We start from the raw sequence: 15,880 nt of genomic DNA, 5'->3' as shown, positions 1-15,880 counted from the left end.
GGCCCGTCGCCCGACCGTACGAACGCCGTCGCTCCAGCGGCCCACAGTCGTGCCCCATTCGCCCGACAGCGTTCGCGCGCCTGTACGGATCTTCCTAGCGTTTCGGTCATCGAGGTGCATTTCTGGCGCCCGCGGAACAGGTCCGCGGCTGCTCCTCGGGGACCCGGAGGATTCACCATGCGCGCGATACGCGTCGGCTCGGCCGCCCTGCTGGCGGTCGGTGCCCTCAGCCTCACCGCTCCCGTCGCGCAGGCGCGCGGCGAGGAGGAGTCCCGTCTGCGGGTGTCGGTGGCCCCCCAGACCATCGCCGCGGGCGGCCGGGTGACCCTGCGCGCCGAGGGCTGCGAGCGCACGGTCCATGTCTCCTCGGGCGTCTTCGACGATGTGACCATCGAACGGGGCCGGGGCACCGCGACGGCCACCGTCGACCGGGAGGTCAGAAAAGGGGCCGTGTACGAAGTGACGTTCCACTGCGGGAACATCCGTGAGCGGGCCGAACTCGCCATCGCCGAGGGCCGTGAGTCCGACCGGGACTCGTCCTGGGACTCCTCGCGGGACTCGTCCTGGGACTCCGACGACGGGTACCCGCAGCGCGGGGTGCACGCCGGTGAGGGCGGCAGCGTCGGCGGGTTCGACCTCAAGGAGATCGGCCTCGGGGCCGCGCTGATCGCGGGGTCGGTCGGGGTCGCGTACCACCTCGCGCGGCGGCGCTCCGGCGAGCAGGGCGGCTGATCCCGCCGGGCCACGCGCACAGGGCTTCGCCCCGGATTCCCCTCGGGGGTCCGGGGCGAAGCCCTGTGCGCGTGCGGGTCTCTCGCCGGGGGAAGCGGACGGGGCCGCCGCCCGGGGTCAGTAGCGCCGCTCGGCGCGCCGCCGCATCCAGAACACGCCGCCGCCCAGCAGCGCCGCGCCGACCAGGCCGCCGCCGATGGCCATGTCGGTCGGGGTGGCCCCGCTGGTGGTGGCACCGCCGACACCGCCGCGCACACCGCCGATGACGGTGAAGGCGGCGGGCCGGGTCAGCGTGCGGCCGTCGCAGTTGACCCGGATGTCGTACCGGCCGGGCCGGGCGTCGCGGTGCACGGTGGCGTGCGCCCGTGAGGTGTCGTGGGCGCCGCGGACCGGGTTGAGGGTGGTCATACGGAAGGCATGCGAGGACGCGGTGCCGCCGTTGCGGCAGCCGTCGACCGTGATGGTCAGCTGACCGCCGCGGGCGATGACTCCGGGCATGGCGACGATGTTGCGGGGGGCGGCGCCCTGACCGGGCCGGTCCCCGAGACCGCCTCGGTCGGTGAGGTCGCCCCGGTCCGACAGGACATCGCCCCGGTCGGACAGCGAGTCGCCCCGGTCGGACAGCGAGTCGCCCCGGTCGGACAGGGAGTCGCCGCGGTCGCCGAGCGCGTCACCCCGCTCGCCGAAGGCGTCGCCCTGGTCGCCGAGTCCGCCCCGGTCCTCCAGCCCTGAACTGTCCCCTTGGCCCGGGTTCTCCCAGGCGACGGCCGCGGGGGCGGCGAGCCCCACGACGGCGACCGCGGCGACCGAGGCCGCCAGGGTTCTGGCAGTACGCATATGCTCCTCCGCGGAAGGCGCCCCGGGAATCCGTTCCCGGTCTTTGAGCGAGAAAGCACCTCCCAGAAAGACCCTCAGATGCCCTGCTCACCCGCGCATTTCGGCGATGGTCCGTCCTGGTGAGGCAACACGCCGGGGGAATTCCACGCAATCGGATATTGCCGCAGGTCACGGACCGTCAGAAAAATCCTGTCGGCGCCGACTCGGATGGCGCACCGGGAAAGCGCGGCGGCCACCCGTTCGCATCTGTCCCCGCGCCGGTTCGCGCCCCTGCATTTAGCGTTTTCCCATGCGCGACTGACGTGGCGACGGCCGCGTCGAGAGGGGATGTCGAATGTCTGCTGCCGAGCTGGCCGAGCTGGCGGAAGAGGAGGAGCGGCGCAAGAAGCGCGCACCGTGGGGTGTGATAGCGCTGGTGCTGCTGACCGGTCTCGCGCTCCTCCGCAACGGCTCGGGGGAATTCGACGAGGGTCCGCCGCAGCCCGCGTCCGCCGCGGCCGGCACGCAGTCGCCGACGCCCGGCACCACCTTCGGCCGACAGGTCTCGCCGCTGCCGTACGCGATTCCGGACCGGGTGCGGATTCCGGGGATTCAGGTGGACGCGCCGATGATGCCGGTGGGGCTGGACGCGGCCGGCTGGGTCGACGCGCCGCCGCCGGAGGACCCGAATCTCGCGGGCTGGTTCACCGGGGCGGTCTCCCCCGGCGAGAAGGGCACGGCGGTGGTCGTCGGGCATGTCGACAACAGCCGCGGCCCCGCCGTCTTCTACGGCCTCGGCGCGCTGAAGCAGGGAAATCACGTCGAGGTGACCCGCAAGGACGGAAAGACCGCCGTGTTCGAGATCTACGGCATCGAGGTCTTCGAGAAGAACAATTTCCCCGGCGACCGGGTGTACGCCGCGAAGGGCGGTGCCGAACTCCGGGTCATCACCTGCGGCGGCGGCTTTTCCCAGCAGAACGGCTACGACGGGAATGTCGTCGTCTTCGCCCGCCTGGCCGAGGTCCGCTGAGGGACCCCGACCGGACGGGACCCTGCGGGGTCAGACGGGGCGGCGGCGGGGCACGGTCAGGTGGTAGCCCGCGTCGAGCAGCTGGGGGAGGTAGTCGCGCAGCGCGCGCACGCTCTGCGAGCGGTCGCCGCCGGCGTCGTGGGAGAGCACCACGACCCCGGGTCCGGCGCCCTCGTGGACCCGGTCGACGATGGTGCGGGTACCGGGCTCCATCCAGTCGAGGGTGTCGACGGTCCAGGCCAGCGGCTCCATGCCGAACTCCGCGCCGAGCTGGAACGCGGCCCGGTTCCAGGCGCCGTAGGGGGCGCGGAACCAGCGCGGCCACTCGCCGACCGCCTTCTCCACCACCTCGCAGGTGCTCTCCATCTCGGCGCGGATCGCGGCCCGGTCCAGCCGGGTGAGGAGCGGATGCGACCAGGTGTGGTTGCCGATGACATGACCGGCGTCCGCCATCCGCTCCAGCAGTCCCCGGTTCTCCGCGGCCATCTCGCCGCAGACGAAGAACATCGCGGGGACGTCGTAGGCGGCGAGGGTGTCGAGGATGTCGGGGGTGTAGCGGGGGTCCGGTCCGTCGTCGAAGGTCAGCACCATGGTGTGGCCCATGTCGTCCATGCTCAGCAGGGGTTCGGTGCGGACCGGGGGGCGGGCGCGGGCGGGGCGCGGGGCGGTGTGGCCGGTGATCGGCTGGAGGCGGTAGGCGGACGGTTTCTGCGGAAGGCGGGCCTGAGGGCCGGGTGCGCCCAGCGCGGAGGTGGCGGGAGTGGTGGGGGTGGTGGGGGTGTCGGTGGAGCGCAGGGAGAACAGGCCCGCCGTTCCGGCCGCGCCGAGCGCGGCGAGGCCGGTGATCAGGGTGCGGCGGCGGGTGAGGAAGTGGTCCTTCGTCTCCTTCGTCATATGTCATGGGTCGCCCAGGAGGGGGCGGGTGCTTTGCAGCGACACCGGGGTGGGGGGTGTTTTGTACCCGGGCGGCGCAGCGGGGTGGTGGCGGTGGGGGTGTCTGTGCGGGTTCGTTGTGGCTGGTCGCGCAGTTCCCCGCGCCCCTGGAGGGGGGAGGGTGGTGGCGGTCGTCCCATGTGTGCGGGAGCGTCGTGGCTGGTCGCGCAGTTCCCCGCGCCCCTGAAAGGCCCCTGGCGGGGCCCTGATGGGGGGGCTGGCTAGTGGTGGCGGGTGAAAGGGAAAGGGAGGGTTTCTCTGATGGGGTGGGCTGTTAGGAACATGATCAGGCGGTCTACTCCTAGGCCCAGGCCGCCGGTGGGGGGCATGGCGTACTCCAGGGCGTCCAGGAAGTCCTCGTCCAGTTCCATGGCCTCGGGGTCGCCGCCCGCGGCGCGCAGGGACTGGGCGGTCAGGCGGCGGCGCTGTTCGACCGGGTCGGTGAGTTCGGAGTAGGCCGTGCCGAGTTCCGTGCCGAAGGCGACCAGGTCCCAGCGTTCGGCCAGGCGCGGGTCGGTGCGGTGCTGCCGGGTCAGCGGGGAGACGTCGGTCGGGAAGTCCTTGTAGAAGGTGGGCAGCAGGGTGCGGGCCTCGACCAGCCGTTCGTACATCTCCAGGACGATCTCGCCATGGCCACCGTCGGTGGTGTACGGGACGTCCGCGTGGTCGCAGAGGCGGCGCAGGGCGGGCAGGCCGGTGTCCGGGGTGATCTCCTCGCCGAGGGCCTCGGAGAGCGCGCCGTAGACCGTTCTGACCGGCCAGGGGCCGGAGATGTCGTGCTCCGTGCCGTCCCGGTGGACGACCGGGCGGCCGAGGGCGGCGACGGCGGCGGACTGGACGAGGTCGCGGGCGAGGTCGAGCATCACGTCGTAGTCGGCGTACGCCTGGTAGACCTCCAGCATGGTGAACTCGGGGTTGTGCTTCGGGGAGACGCCCTCGTTGCGGAAGGTGCGGCCGAGTTCGAAGACCTTCTCCAGACCGCCGACGCAGAGCCGTTTGAGGTACAGCTCGGGGGCGATGCGGAGATACAGGTCCAGGTCGTAGGCGTTGCTGTGGGTGGTGAAGGGGCGGGCGTTGGCGCCGCCGTGGATCTGCTGGAGCATCGGGGTCTCGACCTCCAGGAAGCCCCGGTCCAGCAGGGTGCGGCGTAGTGCCCGGACGGCGGTGGAGCGGGTGACCAGCATCGCGCGGGCGGCGGGGCTCGCCACGAGGTCGAGGGAGCGCATCCGGACCCGGGCCTCCGGGTCGGTCAGCCCGCGGCGCTTGTCGGGCAGCGGGCGCAGGCACTTCCCGGTGAGCTGCCAGGAGGTGACGAAGACGGTGGGTTCGCCGTGGTCGCTGACGCCCGCCCGGCCGGTGGCGGTGATCTGGTCGCCGGTGTCGGTGTCCGCGCGGAACGCGGTGAGGGCGGCCGGGGCGCCGTCGCGGGTGAGGGCCAGCTGACCGTCGCCCGACCAATCGCGCAGGGTGAGGAAGAGGATGCCGCCGAAGTCCCGGACGCGCATGACCCGCCCGGCGACGGTGACCTCGCCGTCGGCGGGCAGTTCCGCGAGGGCGTGGGTGCGGGGCGGGACGCCGACCGGGTAGGGGTCGATGCCGTCGGCGCGCAGCCGCGCCAGCTTGCGGTGGCGCAGCCGGACCTGTTCGGGGAGGGCGGCGAGGGGGTCGGCGGGCGCGGTGCCGTCGTCCGGGGCGCCGGGAGCGGGCGGTGGGAGGGCGGGTGCCGCGGGCCGGACGGCGGCCCGGGGGCGGACCTCGCCGCGGAGCCGCCGCAGCGAGAGTACGGGGACGAAGCCCTCGGCGATGCCGGAGGCCAGGCCGATCCGGGCGAGGGAGGCGGCCTCGCCCCAGCAGATGAAGCGCGGGTACCACTCGGGCCGGTACTTGGCGTTGGAGCGGTACAGGGCCTCCAGCTGCCACCAGCGCGAGAAGAACAGCAGCAGGCGCCGCCAGAGCCGCAGCACGGGTCCGGCGCCGATCCGGCCGCCCTCCTCGAACACCGAGCGGAACACGGCGAAGTTGAGGGAGATCCGGCGGACGCCCAGCGCGGGGGCGGCGGCGCACACCTCGGCCACCATGAACTCCATGACCCCGTTGGGCGCGCCGCGGTCCCGGCGCATCAGGTCCAGGGAGACCCCGTCACGGCCCCAGGGCACGAAGGACAGCAGCGCCAGCGGCCTGCCGTCCGGGCCGAGCGCCTCGGCGAGCAGACAGTCGCCGTCGGCGGGGTCGCCGAGCCGGTCCAGAGCCATGGAGAAGCCGCGCTCGGACTCGGTGTCGCGCCAGGCGTCGGCCTTGTCGACGACCTCGCGCATCTCCTCCTCGCCGAGGTCGCGGTGGCGCCGGATACGGCTGGTGACACCGGTACGGCGGACCCGGCGCACGGCCTGCCGGGTGGCCCGCATGTCCCGGCCGTCCAGATCGAAGGCGGCGGTGTGGAGGATCGCCTCGTCACCGAGTTGGAGGGCGCCGAGCCCGGCGCGGGCGAACGCCTTGGCCCCGTCCTCGGAGGCGCCCATCACGGCGGGCGCCCAGGCGTGCCGCCGGGCCAGGTCCAGCCAGGCGGCGATGGCGGGCGGCCATGCCTCCCGGTCGCCGACCGGGTCGCCGCTGGCCAGACAGACACCGGTCTCCACCCGGTAGGTGACGGCCGCCTTGCCGCTGGGCGAGAAGACGACGGCCTTGTCGCGCCGGGTGGCGAAGTAGCCGAGGGAGTCCTGACCGCCGTAGCGGGCGAGCAGGGCGCGGATGCGGTCCTCCTCGTCGCCGTGCAGGGCGGCCTCCAGCCGCTGGGAGCGGAACAGCGCGGCGGCGGCGTTCAGCAGGGCGAGCGCGCCGAAGAGGCCGAGCAGGAAGGCCAGCTGATGGGGCGGATGGCCGTCGAAGGCGGTCCCGGCGACCAGTCCGCCGCACACCCGGTCGGCGGCCCAGGCCAGCCGCTGGCTCTCCGGGAGACCGCCGGGGAACAGCTCCACCAGGCCCCAGCCGGCCAGGATCGCCACGGCGAGCCCGGCGGCCAGCACGGCGAGCGCCCGCCACACCGCGCCGCGCCGGGAGGCGGCGTAGAACTCGTCGCGGGCCACGATCAGCAAGGTCAGGGCGAGACCGCAGACGATCAGCGACGCCAGGGAGTCGGCGTACAGACCGAGCGCCACCCCGAGCGCGTCGATCAGCACCAGCAGCCCGAGGTAGACCACGACCAGCCACCAGGCGACCTTCTTGCGGGCGGCGGTGGCGGCGGCGAGCAGGAAGAGGAAGACGGCGTACGCGAGGTTGGCGCTGACCGGGACGATCACCGCGTCCAGGACATGGACGACGGGGCGCAGCGCGGTCCGCAGCGGGGGGATCAGCGCGAGCAGGGCGCAGAGCAGACCGAGCGCGCCGAAGAAGGTGGCGAAGCCCTCGGGGACCTTGCCGCGGGCACCGCGGCCGGGTGGCCGGGTGGCACCGTCCGGTGGGGTCGGGGACCTGACGGCGTCCGGGGTGGTGCTCATGCTCCCGACTCTAGAAAGCGCGGGCCCGGCGCGCCCGTCGGCGGGGGGCGGGGGGCGTGCTCGGCGGGGGCGGGGCCGGGGGCCGGGAGGGGGGGCGGAGCGGGGCCGGGCCGGGGGCCGGAGTGGGGGCCGGAGCAGGGGCCGGAGCAGGGGCCGGGCCGGGGGCCGGGAGGAGGCCGGAGCAGGGGCCGGGCGGGGGGCCGGAGTGGGGGCTTCCGATAGCCTCGGGGCGTGACCGAACAGGAATCCAGACGGTTCGAACGGTTCGAGCGGGGCACCGACGGGCCGAAGGTGATCGTCGTCGGTGTGGACGGCTCCGACTCCTCGCTGCGGGCCGCCGCGTACGCCGCTGGGCTCGCCCGCCGCCAGGGCGCGCTGCTGGCCGTGGTGTACGTGCAGCCGATGATCGCGGCGGGGACGGCGCTGGGGGCGCCGGTCGCCGACACCACCGGGGAGATCGCGGAGGACCTGGTGGCGCAGATCCGGGAGGCGACCGAACGGATGCGCGGGATATTCGATGTGCGGTGGGAGTTCCACACGTTCCGCGGGGACGCGTACAGCGGTCTGGTGCGGGCGGCGGACGAACTGAAGGCCGACGCGGTGGTGGTGGGGGCGTCCGAGCAGGCGGGCCACCGGATCGTGGGGTCGGTGGCGATCCGGCTGGTGAAGGCGGGACGCTGGCCGGTGACGGTGGTTCCGTAGGCGTCGGGGCGGGCTCAGTGGGTTCGGCAACCCGGGTGTCATGATGGCCGGGTGAAGCCGAGCGACGCCCCTGACGCCTCTGCCCCCAGTCAGCACGGAACTCCCCTCCCGCCGGACGAACTCGGTGCGCGGCTGCGTGAGGTCTTCGACCTCGTCGGGCCGCTGTACCGGCGGGTGCAGCGCAAGGTGGAGCAGTCCGAGCCGGTCGAGGGGCTGTCGGTCGGGGTGCGGGCGGTGCTCGATCTGCTGTACCGGCACGGTCCGCTGACCGTGCCGCAGATGGGCCGGGCACAGGCGATCAGCCGGCAGTTCGTACAGCGGATGGTCAACGAGGCGGCCGGGCGGGGCCTGGTGGAGGCCGTACCGAACCCGGCGCACCGCCGGTCCTCGCTGATCCGGCTGACCGACGGCGGCCGGACCGTGATCGCCGCCGCGCTGGCCCGGGAGCACGCGCTGCTCCGGGAGGTCGGCGGCGGACTGACCGATGCCGAGGTACGGGCATGTGTCCGGGTGCTGGGCGAGATGCTCGGCGCGTTCCGGGACGTAGACGTCCCCTAGGCAACCGGCTACCCACCCTCTACTTCCCCATCACCAGCCCGTCCTGGTCCGCGCCCCGGCTGAGGACCACGTCCCGGATGCCGTCCCGGACCGAGACGAGGTCCGCGCCCTGTTCCAGGGCCCGGTTGAGTTCGACCACCCGTCCGGCGTCGATGTCGTACATCTGGGGGATGAACTCGGCCTTGGTGACCTGCCAGCGGGTGCCCTGGCGGGCCGGTGGGGCGAAGGTGAAGCGGCCCAGCGTGGACTGGTTGCCGCGCGGGTCGAAGGCGCCGTCCGGGTTGAACATCTCGCCCGCGACCTGGTCGCCCATGCCGTAGATCACCCAGGTGCCGTTGACCTTCTGGTACGCCTGCGGGACATGGGCGTGGGTGCCCAGGATCAGATCGATGTCGGGGCGGCCCTTGGTGCGGGAGGCGGTGAGCCGGTCGGCGAGGGTGATCTGCTCCTCGTCCGGGTCGTCCTGCCATTCGGTGCCCCAGTGCAGGGAGACCACGACCACGTCGGCACCGGCCCGGCGGGCGGCGCGGGCGTCGGCGACGACCCTGGCCGGGTCGGTGAGGGCGACCGCCCAGGGCTGGTCGGGCGGGAGCGGGATGCCGTTGGTGCCGTAGGTGTAGGCGAGGTGGGCGACCTTGGCGGAGCCCGCGTCGTAGAGCGTGACGGTGGCGGCCTCCGTCTTCGTGCGGGCGGTGCCGGAGTGGCGCAGGCCCGCGCGGTCCATGGCGTCCAGGGTGCGGGTGATGCCTTCGGCGCCGTCGTCGAGGCTGTGGTTGGAGGCGGTGGAGCAGCCGTCGTAGCCGGTGCGGGCCACTCCGGCGGCGACCTCGGGCGGGGACTTGAAGCTGGGGTAGCCGGTGTAGTCGCCGTCCTCGCCGTAGACCGTCTCCATGTGACACAGGGCCAGGTCGGCGCGTTCGGCGACCGGGCGGACACCGGCGAACATGGGGGCGAAGTCATAGCCGCCGTCGCCCGCGTCGTACCGGGCGCGGGCGATCACCGACTCGTGCGGGAGGACGTCGCCGGAGGCGACCAGGGTGAAGCCGCGGGGGGCGGCGGACGGCGCCGGCTGTCCGGACCGGTCGCCCGGTTCCCGTTGCTGGGCCTGGCATGCGGCACCGGCGGCGAGTACCACCGTCAGGGCGAGGGCCACCTGCCGACTGCGTGCGATCATCTCGGGCCACCTCAGTGTGGGCATATTTTCATATGAATAGGTACGAAAGTGGCCACCCTTCCAAACGGCCCCACCGGGTCCGTTAACCGTTCGTCGTACCGTTCGCCGACCGGTTCGACCGTCCGCCGCAGGACCGCGTGCCTCCTCTGGGCGGATCGGGACGGCTGCGGTGCCATACCGGCATGACGGCCGCAACCACCCTGATGCACGGGACACCCGGGACGACCGCCGAGCACGAACTCGCCCAGGTGCAGCGCGAGCACGGCCGGCCCCTCTTCGCGCTGCTGCTGAGGCTCTGCGACGGCGACCGGCAGCGGGCCGAGGATCTCGTCCAGGAGACCCTGGTCCGCGCCTGGCAGCACCCCGAGGCGCTGCGCACGGACGCCTTCGACTCCATTCGGCCCTGGCTGCTGACGGTGGGCCGGCGGCTCGCCATAGACGCCCGGCGAGCCCGGCAGGCCCGGCCGCCGGAGGTGGGCGACGCGATCCTGGAGAACGCCCGGGTGAGCGCCGACCACGCCGAGCGGTCGACCGCCGCGCTCGATGTCCGCAAGGCTGTGAAGACACTCACGCCCGAGCACCGTGAAGTCCTGGTGCTGGTGTACTTCCAGGGGGCGAGTGTGGCGGAGGCCGCCGCGACCCTCGGCATCCCGGCCGGTACCGTGAAGTCCCGCGCGTACTACGCGCTGCGCGCCCTGCGTCGGGTGCTTCCGGGATATGCGACTGACCTGCATTGAAACCGACTGCCGGGTCAAACCTTCGTAAAGCGCCTTGCTGAGTACCCCGGTTGAGTAATCCGCTGTCCCTATCCGTGTTCCGGATCGGGGGGCCGGCCGCCCGACCGGGCCCGGCCGACCGTGGGCCACGCGCACGCACCGGAGGAAGGCAGGAAGGGATGCAGCACAGAGGTCATCAGAGCACCGACGGCACCGACGGCGGAGAACTCACCGTCCCCATGGCCTGGTTGTACGCCGAGTACATCGCCGACGAACTGCTGCGGACCGGCGACCTCATGCCGCCGACCTCGTTCGAGTTCCGGGCCGGGCGGGACGCGCTCGCGCTGACCGTCTTCCTGTCGGACACCGACGGCGAACTCTCCGGCATCCGGGTGGTCACCCAGTTGGAGACCTGGCTGTCGCTGACCGCGTACGACCAGCCCTGGCAGGACTGGGTGCGCGAGCGGATGGACCAGGTGGCCGCCGAGACGGCCGCGTCCGGGCGCCCCTCGGTGGATCTGGAGCTGGCGGCGGCGGCCTGGCGCTGGCTCCAGGAGACCGAGCTGCTCGCCCCCGACCTGAACGCCGTGCCCGGCGGGGCGGCACCGGGCGGTGAGGACGAGGGGCCCAAGGTGTGGACCCCGGCGTGGCAGCTGGGGCTGCCGCTGGGGCATCTCGCGATCCATCTGTTCTGAGCGGCGGGGTCCGAGGGGCCGTTCTGGACGGCCGTTCTGGACGGCCGTTCTGGACGGCCGTTCTGGACGGCTGCTCCGAGCGGCTGTTCCGGGCGGCGCTCCGAGCGGCGCTCCGAGCGGCTGGCGGTGGGAGTGGTCCGTGGGGCGTCGGTATCCGGCCGTTTCCGGATCGGGTGCCGACCCCACCCATCCGGGCACGCCACCGCTCCGAATCCCGGGGTTCACGATTCCGTCTGTGACTTGAGTGATTCGGCGGTGCGGTGCGTATCGGTGGGGGAGCAACGCGTGACCCCCACCCGCACCCGACGGCACGAGGATTCGCATGAGGTCCCTGGAACGGCATCGCGACGTCGCCGCCTACGCGCTCGGCGTGCTGAACGAGGCGGACGCCTTCCGCTTCGAGGACCACCTCATGGAATGCCCCATGTGCACGGCCCATGTCACCGAGTTCGGGCCGGTGTCACGGCAGTTGATGCTCTACCGCCGGGCCACCCCGCGGACCGTGCACCCGCTGGCCGGACCCGGCCCCCGGATGCTGGACCGGCTGCTCGCCGAGGTCACCGCCCGCCGCCGGGCCGGACGCCGCCGGATGCTGTACGCGGTGGCCGCCTCCGTGGTGTTCGCGGTGGCCGGACCCGCGCTCGCGGTGCTGGCGGGCGGCGGGGAGCAGAAGCTGACGGTCGAGGCGACCGACCCGCGCTCCGGGGTCTGGGCACAGGTCACCGCCGAGGACGAGCCGTGGGGCAGCGAGGTGGAGCTGAGGGTCAAGGACGCGGCGGGCCCGCGCCCGTGCCGTCTGGTCGCCGTCGGCCGGGACGGCACCGAGGAGACGGTGACCAACTGGACCACTCCCCGGCACGACGCCCGGCCCAACACCATGCGGGGCGGCGCGGCCCTGCACCCCGACGAGGTGCTGCGCTACGAGGTGCGCTCGGCGGACGGCGAGACCCTGGTGACGCTGCCGGGCGGCTGAGACGGCGCGCGCGCTGACACCGGGCGGCGGATGGGGCGGGGCCGCCCTGACACCGGCCGCATGAGGCGGGCGCCGCCTGACACCGGGCGACGGACGGGACGACCGGGCGCCGGACCCGACGACCCGGCGGCCAGGCAGCGAGGCGCCCACACGGCCAGGCGCGGGCGACGGCAACCAGGCACCGGCCAGGGCTACTTGAGCAACCGGGACATCCGGCGGTCGGCCAGCGGTTTGCCGCCGGTCTGGCAGGTGGGGCAGTACTGGAGCGAGGAGTCGCTGAACGACACCTCGCGGATGGTGTCCCCGCACACCGGACAGGGCTTCCCCGCGCGGCCGTGCACCCGCAGCCCGCTCTTCTTCTCCGCCTTGAGCCGCCCCGCCGCCACCCCCCGGGAGCGCTCGACCGCCTCGGTCAGGGTCGACCGCAGGGCGGTGTACAGCCGGGTGGTCTCCTCCGGGGTGAGGGAGGCGGCCAGCTTGAAGGGGGACATCTTCGCGGCGTGCAGGATCTCGTCGCTGTACGCGTTGCCGACCCCGGCGATCAGGCTCTGGTCGCGCAGGGCGCCCTTGAGCTGGCGCCGCTCGTCCCCCAGCAGCGCGGCGAGCCGGACCTCGTCGAAGTCGTCGGCCAGCGGATCGGGGCCGAGCCGGGCGATACCGGGAACCTCCTGCGGATCGTGGACGACGTACACCGCGAGGCGCTTCTGGGTCCCGGCCTCGGTGAGGTCGAAGCCCTCGCCGGTCTCCAGGGCGACCCGCAGGGCGAGGGGGCCCTTGCCGGGCTTGGGCGGGCCGTCGGGCAGCCGGTCGCGCCAGTGCAGCCAGCCCGCGCGGGCCAGATGGGTGATCAGCCGGGGCCCGCCGTCGGTCGCCAGGTCCAGGAACTTGCCGTGCCGCCGCACGGCGACGACCTCGCGGCCCTCCAGCGCGGTCGGCGGCGGGTCGTACGTCTTCAGGACGCTGATGGCGACCGGCAGGACGCGGACGATCTCATGGCCGACCAGATGTCCGGTCAGGAAGTCCTTCAGCGCCTCTACCTCGGGTAGCTCCGGCATACGTCCAGAGTGCCACCCGGGCCACCCGAGCACCCTCCGCAGCGGGACCGTCAGTGCCGGCCGCGTCACCCGCGCACCCTCCGCAGCGGGACCGTCAGTGCCACCCGCGTCACCCGCGCACCCTCCGCAGCGGGACCGTCAGTGCCACCCCCGCCACCCGCGCACCCTCCGCAGCGGGACCGTCAGTGCCACCCCCGCCACCCGCGCACCCTCCGCAAGGGGACCGTCAGTGCCACCCGCGTCACCGCGCACCCCCCGCAGCGGGACCGTCAGCGCCGCAGCGGCACCCCGAACTCGCACCACACGCACTTCCCGCCGCCCCGCGCCTCCACCCCCCACACATCGGCGAGCAGGTCCACCAGCATCAGTCCGCGCCCGGAGACCCCGGACGTCCCGGCCTCGCGGCGCCGGGGCAGGGCGCTGGAGGTGTCCTCCACCTCGACGCGCAGCCGCCGTTCGGCGCCGCCGAGCACCCGCAGGGTGACGATCGCGGCGCCCTCGGTGTGCATCAGGGCGTTGGTCATCAGCTCGTCGGCGACCAGTTCGACCTCGTCGGCCCGGTCCCCCGCGCCCCAGGCGCGCACGGCCGCCCGGATCAGATGGCGGGCCTCGGCGAGCGCCTCCGGGTCGCCCGGCGCCACATGCTGCTGGAGCCGTCCGCCGGACTGCGGGGCGTCCAGCCCCCGGCGGCGCAGCACCAGCAGCGCCACATCGTCGTCGCCGCCGCGCTCGTCGGCCTCGTCGATCAGCAGATCGGCCAGCGCGCGCACATCGTGCGGACCGGCCGCGATCAGTCCGGTGAGGATCTGCATCCCGTCGTCGAGATCGGTGCCGGGCTGCTCGACCAGTCCGTCGGTGCACAGCAGCAGGGTGTGCCCGGGGTCCAGCTCTATCGTCCCGACCGGGTACTCAAGACGCCCGAACTCCGCCGACAGCCCGAGCGGCAGCCCGCCCTCGACGGGGACCCGGCGGCAGCTGCCGTCGGAGGCACGCAGCAGGGGGTCGATATGTCCGGCGCGGACCACCTGGACCACCCCGGTGGCGAGGTCCGCCTCCGCGTACAGACAGGTCGCGAAGCGGTCGGTGTCCAGCTCGTGCAGGAAGACGGAGGCACGGGCCATCACGGTGGCCGGATTGTGCCCCTCGGCGGCGTAGGCGCGCAGCACGATCCGGAGCTGGCCCATGACGGCGGCTGCGTGGGTGTCATGGCCCTGGACATCACCGATGACCGCGCCGACCCGGCCGCCCGGCAGCGGGATCAGGTCGTACCAGTCGCCGCCGATGTCCCGGCCCTTGGCGCCCCCGATGGCGGCGGCCCGGTAGCGCACGGCGACATCGGCGCCGGGCACGCTGGGGATGGTGCGCGGCAGCATGGCCTGCTGGAGGCCCTCGGCGATGTCCTTCTCCTGCTCGTAGAACATCGCCCGCTGGAGGCTCTGGGCGATGCTGCTGCCGAGCGCGACCAGGATGTCCCGCTCCTCGTGGGTGAAGCCCCGGCGGTCGCTGTAGAGCAGTCCCATGGCGCCGATCGGACGGGCCTGGACGATCAGCGGGAGATAGGCGGCGGCGGTGATGTCGAGTTCCGTGATGTGCGGCCAGAGGATCGGATAGCCCTCGGCGAACTCCTCCGGTGACTCGATGAACCGCGGGGTGAGGGTCCGCACCACCTCGCTCATCGGGTACGGCTCGTCCATCCGGGTGACCCGGGTGCCGGGCACGAAGCTGCCTTCGGGGCCCTCCGCAATCAGCCGGATGCGGCCGGCCTCGACCAGGCCCATCACCAGGCTGGTCGCGCCCAGATGGGTGACGCCCTGGGTGTCCTTGAGCACGTCGATGACGTCCTCGACGGTCCGGGCGTGGGCCAGGGCGGCGGTCGTCACCTGGACGACATTGCCCTGGCGGCGGCGCGGATCGTCCGGGAGGGCGGGGGCCCTGCCGTCGTGTTCCGACAGCTCCCGCAGTTCGTCGGTGGCGTCCCGGACGATGCCGACGATCCGGCTGGGCCGGCCCCCGGTGCCGTCGCGCCGGATGTAGCCCTGGGTGTGGGTCCAGCGCAGGGTGCCGTCGCGGCGGCGGATACGGAAGTAGGCGCCGTAGTTCTCGCTGCCGTCCTTGAGGGCCTGGGCGACCAGCGCGTCCAGGCGCAGCCCCTCGCTCGGCGGGACCCGGACCCCGAGCGAGTCGGGATCGCCGTCGAACTCACCGGGCCGCAGGTCGAAGATCTCGTGCGCCCGTGCGTCCATGTGGAAGAGCCCGGCCTCCAGGTCCCAGTCGAAGGTGCCCATGCGGTTGAGCGCCAGGATCGGTTCCGGGTGGGCGGGCCAGTCGTCCGGGAGTGACAGGGCGCTCGCTCCCCGATCAACCATGCGCCCACCTTGTCAGGATTCAACCGATTTTTCGACCCGTCCTCGCGGGGGTCGGGCCCTGGGGGTCACTCGTCCACCAGACCGTCGGGGTCGTCCGGTATGCGCCCGCCGCCGTCCCGGACGTCCGGGACCTCGGGGACTCGGTCGGGACCGATCTCGTCGGGCGAGCCGTCCTCCGGTGCGCCCTCGTCCGGTGGGGACGCCTCGTCCGGCGGGGCGGCCTCCGACCAGGGGTCACCCGCCTCGCACAGCCCCCCGTCCCCACCCCCGTCCCCGTCCTGGACTTCTTCCTCGTCCCCCCAGGTCTCGTCGGAGCGGCTCACCGGTGTCTGGGGCGGCCGGGTCTCCGGGTCGGCCGCGCCCGCCGCCGTCGCCGTGTATCCGGCGACCATCAGGGCCGCCAGGGTCGCCGAGAGGGCACCCGCGAGCCGGGCTCCGCTCCTCGGTGCGCGGCGGTCGCCGCCCGTCCGGTCTCCGTGGTCAGCCTCATGTATGTCGTCACTCACCGCGTCCTCCCGACTCCTCCGGGGTATTTCGTCACCATTGTCTGCTTCACCCGCCCGGGTCACGCAAATGGAAGCACCGGCCACGTGCGGTGACGGGACCCGGGGCGGCCCGGACGGCAGAATGCGGGCG

14 protein-coding genes are annotated in these 15,880 nt (G+C 73.4%); 7 read left to right on the top strand and 7 right to left on the bottom strand.

The window, feature by feature from the left end:
* The first annotated feature begins 177 nt into the window (after window positions 1-177).
* Complete coding sequence (locus AB0D49_RS06670) at window positions 178-732, top strand: hypothetical protein (protein WP_362751757.1); 555 nt, start codon at window positions 178-180, stop codon at window positions 730-732.
* A 117-nt stretch (window positions 733-849) separates the two neighbouring features.
* Here AB0D49_RS06670 and AB0D49_RS06665 read toward each other — a convergent pair whose 3' ends face one another.
* A complete protein-coding gene (locus AB0D49_RS06665; RefSeq protein ID WP_362752131.1) occupies window positions 850-1,314 on the bottom strand; it encodes a hypothetical protein in 465 nt (154 codons plus the stop codon).
* A 589-nt stretch (window positions 1,315-1,903) separates the two neighbouring features.
* Between AB0D49_RS06665 and AB0D49_RS06660 the strand changes: the two genes are divergently transcribed.
* The gene (locus AB0D49_RS06660; protein WP_362751754.1) at window positions 1,904-2,578 is read left to right on the top strand and encodes a class F sortase; all 675 of its coding nucleotides are present in this window, start codon (window positions 1,904-1,906) and stop codon (window positions 2,576-2,578) included.
* A 30-nt stretch (window positions 2,579-2,608) separates the two neighbouring features.
* Here the strand turns inward: AB0D49_RS06660 and AB0D49_RS06655 are convergent, their stop codons facing one another.
* Both AB0D49_RS06655 and lysX read right to left on the bottom strand, forming a co-directional pair.
* On the bottom strand, window positions 2,609-3,472 hold the full coding sequence (locus AB0D49_RS06655) for a polysaccharide deacetylase family protein (RefSeq protein ID WP_362751751.1): 864 nt from the start codon (window positions 3,470-3,472) through the stop codon (window positions 2,609-2,611).
* 260 nt (window positions 3,473-3,732) lie between these two features.
* Window positions 3,733-7,005, bottom strand: coding sequence for a bifunctional lysylphosphatidylglycerol synthetase/lysine--tRNA ligase LysX (gene lysX, locus AB0D49_RS06650; RefSeq protein WP_362751748.1), 3,273 nt, complete (start codon window positions 7,003-7,005; stop codon window positions 3,733-3,735).
* Window positions 7,006-7,236: 231 nt separating this feature from the next.
* Between lysX and AB0D49_RS06645 the strand changes: the two genes are divergently transcribed.
* A complete protein-coding gene (locus tag AB0D49_RS06645) occupies window positions 7,237-7,707 on the top strand; it encodes a universal stress protein (RefSeq protein ID WP_362751742.1) in 471 nt (156 codons plus the stop codon).
* Window positions 7,708-7,758: 51 nt separating this feature from the next.
* Complete coding sequence (locus tag AB0D49_RS06640) at window positions 7,759-8,265, top strand: MarR family transcriptional regulator (protein WP_362751739.1); 507 nt, start codon at window positions 7,759-7,761, stop codon at window positions 8,263-8,265.
* 19 nt (window positions 8,266-8,284) lie between these two features.
* Here AB0D49_RS06640 and AB0D49_RS06635 read toward each other — a convergent pair whose 3' ends face one another.
* The gene (locus AB0D49_RS06635) at window positions 8,285-9,439 is read right to left on the bottom strand and encodes a CapA family protein (RefSeq protein WP_362751737.1); all 1,155 of its coding nucleotides are present in this window, start codon (window positions 9,437-9,439) and stop codon (window positions 8,285-8,287) included.
* Between the two features lie 182 nt (window positions 9,440-9,621).
* Here AB0D49_RS06635 and AB0D49_RS06630 point away from each other — a divergent pair, with 182 nt between their 5' ends.
* The 3 genes from AB0D49_RS06630 to AB0D49_RS06620 all read left to right on the top strand — a co-directional run bounded on the left by AB0D49_RS06630 (window position 9,622) and on the right by AB0D49_RS06620 (window position 11,823).
* A complete protein-coding gene (locus AB0D49_RS06630) occupies window positions 9,622-10,176 on the top strand; it encodes a sigma-70 family RNA polymerase sigma factor (protein ID WP_362751734.1) in 555 nt (184 codons plus the stop codon).
* A 158-nt stretch (window positions 10,177-10,334) separates the two neighbouring features.
* Window positions 10,335-10,850: a hypothetical protein gene (locus AB0D49_RS06625; RefSeq protein ID WP_362751731.1), complete on the top strand. Its 516-nt coding sequence runs from the start codon at window positions 10,335-10,337 to the stop codon at window positions 10,848-10,850.
* 322 nt (window positions 10,851-11,172) lie between these two features.
* Window positions 11,173-11,823: a hypothetical protein gene (locus tag AB0D49_RS06620; protein ID WP_362751728.1), complete on the top strand. Its 651-nt coding sequence runs from the start codon at window positions 11,173-11,175 to the stop codon at window positions 11,821-11,823.
* A gap of 191 nt (window positions 11,824-12,014) precedes the next feature.
* Here the strand turns inward: AB0D49_RS06620 and AB0D49_RS06615 are convergent, their stop codons facing one another.
* From AB0D49_RS06615 to AB0D49_RS06605, 3 genes are all read right to left on the bottom strand, one after another.
* Window positions 12,015-12,878, bottom strand: coding sequence for a DNA-formamidopyrimidine glycosylase family protein (locus AB0D49_RS06615; protein ID WP_362751725.1), 864 nt, complete (start codon window positions 12,876-12,878; stop codon window positions 12,015-12,017).
* Window positions 12,879-13,147: 269 nt separating this feature from the next.
* Window positions 13,148-15,244 (bottom strand): SpoIIE family protein phosphatase, encoded by a 2,097-nt coding sequence (locus tag AB0D49_RS06610; protein WP_362751722.1) that lies wholly within the window; start codon window positions 15,242-15,244, stop codon window positions 13,148-13,150.
* A 65-nt stretch (window positions 15,245-15,309) separates the two neighbouring features.
* Window positions 15,310-15,750 carry a hypothetical protein gene (locus AB0D49_RS06605; protein WP_362751720.1) on the bottom strand — a complete coding sequence of 147 codons (441 nt, stop codon included), beginning with the start codon at window positions 15,748-15,750 and terminating at the stop codon, window positions 15,310-15,312.
* Between the last annotated feature and the right edge of the window lie 130 nt (window positions 15,751-15,880).

The organism is Streptomyces sp. NPDC048290 (assembly GCF_040652095.1).
Taxonomy (GTDB): domain Bacteria; phylum Actinomycetota; class Actinomycetes; order Streptomycetales; family Streptomycetaceae; genus Streptomyces.
The sequence above is the reverse complement of the archived record's forward strand: the minus strand, read 5'-3'. Positions and strand labels throughout refer to the sequence as shown.